This is a genomic window from Bacteroidales bacterium (genome assembly GCA_031275285.1).
Classification (GTDB): Bacteria; Bacteroidota; Bacteroidia; order Bacteroidales; family UBA4181; genus JAIRLS01.
On the sequence record JAISOY010000052.1, the window covers coordinates 36481 to 42763 of the forward strand.

Sequence of the window (6283 nt, forward strand, 5' to 3'; positions counted from 1 at the left end):
CGGACAAACGACGGTTAAAATTTACTTTATTGGTTTAAATATTCTTTTCCAGCGTTTTTTTCCTGATCCCGGATCATTCGATGAAAGTACCACAGATGCTTTACCGATGATATAATTTTCAGGGATCAGTCCGATGTATCTTGAGTCCTGCGAATTCAGCGCATAATCCCCGGCCATAAAATACCAGTTATTTATGAAAATATAGTGGCGGAGAGGAACATCATCCACATAAACCATAGAATCAATCATGGTTACGGAAGACCCTGTTTCATACATGATCTGCTTTTTATACAACAGGTAATTCATGGGTGTTAATTGCAGGATATCGCCTGCACAGGGTATATACAGAGGACCAAAGTCCAGAATATTCCAGTTCAATAAGCTGTCCTTCGGGAAAGTCCGGTATACAGCCGGAGCAAATCCACCTCTGTATAGGGATAATTCTTCCTGTCCGGGCAAATATCCGGTGTGAGCGGATAAACCGGAAATATGATAGTACCCGTTCCGTATGGACAGGCTGTCGCCCGGAAGGCCGATACAACGTTTGACAAAAAGGCGGTCGAGGTTCATCCGGATGGTATCACGTCCTTTCCGGTAAGGAAAATTGAACACTACCACATCATTCCTTTTGATATTTCCGGTACCGGGCAGACGGATCATAGACGGATCATACCGGCCGAAGTCAAGTCCGGTGAAAATCCGCGCCCCATAGCTCCATTTGTTGACCAGGATAAAATCGCCGGGTAGCAGGGAGGGGGACATTGAATCGGAAGGAATCCGGTAAAAATTACACAGGAAAAGGCGGATAAAGATCACAATACAGATGCATAGCAGCAAGTATAACAGATACCTGCCTGTACGCAAAACGTTCTTTTTGGTGTTCTTCACTCTCATGGAATCATCCGGTTATTATGGTCTTCCAGTATTTTCAGGGCTTCCTGTTTCATCTCATCGATGGCTTTGGTATGTATCTTTACCGGTTTATCCAGCAAATATCCGGCTGTAGCCGCCGCCTTTTCATCCTGCCCGGTTTCATGATACAGTTTCATGAGGAGGAAAACAGGATAATGGCGGTTAGGGATAAGCTGCGAAGCATACCGGTACGCTGCTTCTGCCTTTTCGAATTCTTTCATCGATTTGTAATTATTACCCATACAATTGTGTACCATAGGATCGTTACCATAATGCAGATATTGTCCGAACATCCGGTTACCCTCTTCGTACATGCCGGCTGCGGAAAGGCATCTGCCGTATTCGAACAGGAACTGCTTCTGATGGGAAAGTAAAGGATACAGGTCCCGGTAATCGTAAACCAGATCATGGTATTGTCCGGTATGGTAATACAATTGTAAGGAAGACCATTCTTCATAGGCCTTTTTCCGGGACAATACATGGAAAGAGGCATAGGCTGTGATCCCCAGACAAACGATGATTCCGGCAACCTGCCCCCATCGGGGTATAGTCAACGGCATTTCTTTTGAAGAAGATGCCGGAATAGCCAGCAGAAAAACAAATAAAATACTCAACGGAAGTACGCTGAAAGGATAAGAGAATGCCGCAAAGACAAGAAATGCCAACAATGCGCAGGATCCATTCCCTTTTTGCGTAACCGGACGGAAACAACTGATCACCATTCCGGCAAACAGGATCAGGCCTGCAAGGCCCAGTTCCACTCCTGTCTGGACATATTCATTAAAAGCATATCCGGGATTGTCCGCAACCATGACCTCTCCCTCTGTTCTTTCCCCGGACAGAAAATATCCGGCCTGTGCATCCCCATATACGGCAGGGAAACGTCCGTAGCCCACTCCGAATACAGGATGTTCCCGAATAATACTTCCGCTGACCCTCCATATTAAACGGCGGCCGTCGGCCGAATCCTTTTTCATCAGGTACAATCCGGAGAGCAGGCCGGCAACAAGTATACAACACGCAACAATAGTGATGCGCACTTTCTTTCGCTGCCATAGTCCTCTCCATTTTCCGAACCTATACCGGGCATATTTCCATATTACCGCCATACACCCTGCCAATGCGGCTATCCAGGCTGCACGGCTCATTGCCGCGGGAAGTACCAGCGCGGCGCCTGCCAATACCATTACCCCCAGCCAACGCTCCCATTTCCGGCGGTTTTTGTCCAATATATGACCTAAAGCCAACGGTACACCGGCAGCTATAAATCCGGAGTAAGGACCCGGGTTGAACAAAGAGCCGGTAACGCTGTACAGATGGTGATACGCCGGCAACAGGCCGTATAACTGCAATAGTCCCCACACAGCTTCCACCAATACTGCCAGCAGGATCATATCCGGCAGGTATCTCCTGATCATCTTATTTTCAGCAGCAAAACGGACCATTACATACAAAGGGATCATCAGCAAAAAAAGCCACCAGTGCATAACGGGCCGGCCGTTCAGCAGTAAAAAGTTCAGGACTATATATATGACAAACAGGAATACCCATACATCCGTATTCCTTAATTTCGGCTTCGGGAATGTGTAAAAAAAGGTTACGGTTCCTGAAACCACTGTGATCCCCATTACAACAGCCAGCCAGAAATATTTTCCGGTAATGGTTTCACGCCATAAAGAAGGACAGATAATAACAACCGTAAACAACACCATTCCAAGTGAAACGACGAATATTAAGGGAAATAACTTTTGGAGACGGATTAAAATCATACCTGAAAATATTTATTTTTCGGAGTTATTTAAGCACTTAGTGCTATTTATTGTTTCATTAAATTACATTAGTCGAATTGATTACGCTCATCGAATGCGACATTAATTTATTGGTATTACTTAAAATACCTGTCACTAACTATTTTCAGATATCTACTGGTTAATTCCGGCATAAGGCTATTAGGAACGAAAAACATGTTGGCTTTTCTATCTGTATCTGTTATTATGTAAAAAGGCTTATTTTCAATGTTATTCGTCAATCCCAATATACAATCATCAGAAAAACACCTGTAGATTTTTTTTTCATGTATTCTATTTTTTATCCTAGAATCTATAGTATGAGAAAAAATAATTATGTTTCCATTACTTGAAAAGTCTGGAAAAAAATCTTTTACGGAATTTACCGCATAATCTATACAAGAACTACAAATATCTTCAGATGGAGGTATACAGATCATCAATGTTGAAGTTCTAATACTATCAAATAGAAAAAATTTATTTTTAGAATCTGTATAAACTTCCAGATTATTTAAATCTTTGCCATCATTTACCATTGAGAATAAGAATGAATTATATAAAATAACATTTTGTAAATCTGCTGTTTCTACTTTTTCAGTTATATTTTTTCTAGTAGACAAAAATCTATATATGATGACTGATTGTAGGATTAGAAAGCATAATGTGATGCTAAGTAACAATGAATAAATAGTTTTTTTGTTCATCTTAATATTTGAGTTTATACTTAATAATTACAGGATTATCTTCTTCTTTGATTTGGGATAAAATATTTTTTGATCTCAGATCTAACAAATCACTATCAACCAAATTTAAAATATCGATAGGTTCACTTATACAATACATATATACATTGTCCAAAAATGACGGAGCTAATAAAATACTTCCTTCTTTAAATTTATGATTAACTAAATCATGATGCTTTGTTTGCTTGTTGTATCTTAATACCAAAGGCTTGTTTTGAAAATAAATAAATGCAATATGTATAAATTCATTCTCGCTTTTATTAAACACCCAGACAAAACGCGAACTATTTTCCAGTAAAAACCTGTTATAAAATGCTTTATCTTGCTCATCAGGTAAATTATCTAATGTAAAGTTATATTTTCCAAAATCGTATTCCATAACTTTAAACATGTTAGTATAACCAACAGTATCAACCTTATAAACCTCATTATTCGCGAATATATGGGTAAAATGTAACTCATTATTAAGTTCATAAAAAGGATATTGATTGGTGATTGGTAAGTAGTATGTTTTCTGAGGTATTGCACCATAAGATTTGATTACTTTTTTTTTGTCAGTAGAATATAATTGTATGGTCTTTTTTTGTTTACGTGCGTAAAATAAATACATTTCATCAGATAATCTTTTGAATTTTGATAGAGGTAGCAATGATCGTGGAAGGCTGATTTTTTTCACATATGTTCCATCTTTATCATAAATGTTTATACTTGCTGAAAAAGGGTCCAAAAACTCTAAATTACCTGAATATTTATTAATGTCAAAGTCTGTCATACTGGAATATTCTTTTGGTCCTTTTCCTAACATTGGAAGGGTTGAATAAAGAAATTTCCCGTTGCTGTCAAAAACAAAAACAGCCTTTTGTTTTTGATCAAAAATGTAATAGCGATCAAGATACACCATCATTTTGGAGCAACCATTTAGTAAAGAGCTCTTACTGGTTTCTAATGGGATTAGTTCAATTTGTGATATCCATTCCTTATTTGATATTACTTTATCCTTTTGTGGATCGACCGAAATGATTAATGTATCAGATTCAAGAATTCTTTTATTGTTACATCCTGCAAGATGAATTAAAAGAAAACTAAATATTATGTAATATTTTTTCATATTTAAAAATGAATTAAAAGAGGGTGTGTCAAAAGTCAGTTTATCTCCTGGAGAATCCGATATTCAAATTTGATTTCGGATAGGTATCCGAAGAAATAAACATTCAAAGTACTTTTGATACATCCTCTTCTTATTTAACAAGGTACTCCTGGAACACAAATTGTTGTTGTTCTTCCATTAAAATCAGTACATATTGTTTCACACATAGGTAATCCAAAAATACCAATAGAATATTCGTGCTCTTCATCCCAGCACCTACCGGACCCATTTGCATTACATACAATTTCAACTTCTGGAATTTCACCACCGTCAATAGGTTCATCATCCTCCAGAGCAATAATGTTCTTCAGGCTTAATTTAGCCACGCTTTCTCCTTTTACGGCGATGTTTACATTTACGGCAGCCAGCGCAATAAACAGTACTGCCCCGATACTTAAAAAACTTTTTTCATTGTGTATATAATCTATATATTTTGTCGTTCATCATTATTTGAATTTGTACCGTATAATTACAGAGTTATCATTTTCTTTAATATTCGATAATATTTTCCTGTTTTTTTCATCCAATACTTTTTCATTGATCACTAAAGATAAAAAATCCGGAGAAGCAGCTGAGTACAAATACTTATCATTGATAAATAAAGGCATACATTGAAAACCTTCCTTAAAAGTATGGAACAGAAAATGATCTTTATTTTTTTTATGGTATATAATGGTTTTTGCCTGCTGCCGGAACCAGAAACGGGTGATCAAGTAATCATTGTTCTCGACATTACATATGAAAGTAAAGGCATACTGATTGTTCCCGTAATTGCTGAAATCCATATAATACTTCATATCCTCATCAGGAGGCAGGAGGGAGATATCAAAATTATACTCTCCAAAATCCCACTGGTGCCGATGTTTTAGTTCTAATTTATCTGAATCGATAGTGTATATATCGCCATTGGCCCCGTCATAAAAACACACGGTATCGTTACATACGTAAAAAGGAGAATTGGTGTGTTTGAATATGGTTTTATAATAAACAAAGTCGGGCCGTGGAAAACATTCTTTGATTATTTTTTTCTCCTTCCTGGAGTAAAAAAACATTTTGTTCCTCTTAGTAGTAGCTTCGAAATGTACATCGATATCTTCGGTGAGGTTGATCATATGGCGAGTAATTCTGGGCACACGCAATTTTTTCACATACTTCTCAAATATATGGTCATAAATAAGAATTTCTCCAACCGAAGAGATGAATTCTGCATTTTGAGTATACCGATTGACATTGAAATCTTCCATATCTATATATTCACCAGGTCCACGACCAATTTTATCCATTACTTTTATAAATACGCCCATTGAATCAAACATAAAAGCTTTTTTTTCCCTTGTATCAAGGATATAATACACACCTTCATCTTCAACAATTTTTTCAAAAGGATAATTGAATAGGGATTTTTCATTAGTTTCCAATGGAATTATATCGATATCGGAAAAAATATCAAAAACAGATGTTTCATTTTCATTATCCAAGTTAACAAGTATGGCCACAGCCGGATCTTTTTTTATTTTTTGCTCGGTTCCGGACTGGCATGCAGATAATATAGATATAATCAACAGGGCATAAATAAATATTTTCATTTTTTACAGTTTTAAGAATATGGTGGGAGATGTGATATCTCCCCCATAAAATATTAATTAACCCATTTCCATACCATGACAAAAGGCCATGACCCACTCCTGCCACGA

General features: G+C 37.3%; 6 protein-coding genes. All 6 read right to left on the minus strand.

Features of this window, described 5'->3' with window-relative positions; translation table 11 throughout:
• Positions 1-21: 21 nt before the first annotated feature.
• Positions 22-894 (minus strand): signal peptidase I, encoded by an 873-nt coding sequence (lepB, locus tag LBQ60_04940; GenBank protein MDR2037251.1) that lies wholly within the window; start codon positions 892-894, stop codon positions 22-24.
• The gene (locus LBQ60_04945; GenBank protein ID MDR2037252.1) at positions 891-2681 is read right to left on the minus strand and encodes an O-antigen ligase family protein; all 1791 of its coding nucleotides are present in this window, start codon (positions 2679-2681) and stop codon (positions 891-893) included. Before LBQ60_04945 ends, lepB begins: the two co-directional genes overlap by 4 nt.
• Before the next feature lie 116 nt (positions 2682-2797).
• Positions 2798-3319, minus strand: a complete 522-nt coding sequence (locus LBQ60_04950; protein ID MDR2037253.1) for a hypothetical protein — start codon at positions 3317-3319, stop codon at positions 2798-2800.
• 85 nt (positions 3320-3404) lie between these two features.
• The gene (locus tag LBQ60_04955) at positions 3405-4550 is read right to left on the minus strand and encodes a 6-bladed beta-propeller (GenBank protein MDR2037254.1); all 1146 of its coding nucleotides are present in this window, start codon (positions 4548-4550) and stop codon (positions 3405-3407) included.
• 134 nt (positions 4551-4684) lie between these two features.
• Positions 4685-4915, minus strand: coding sequence for a hypothetical protein (locus LBQ60_04960; GenBank protein MDR2037255.1), 231 nt, complete (start codon positions 4913-4915; stop codon positions 4685-4687).
• 120 nt (positions 4916-5035) lie between these two features.
• On the minus strand, positions 5036-6175 hold the full coding sequence (locus LBQ60_04965; GenBank protein MDR2037256.1) for a 6-bladed beta-propeller: 1140 nt from the start codon (positions 6173-6175) through the stop codon (positions 5036-5038).
• Positions 6176-6283 lie beyond the last annotated feature (108 nt).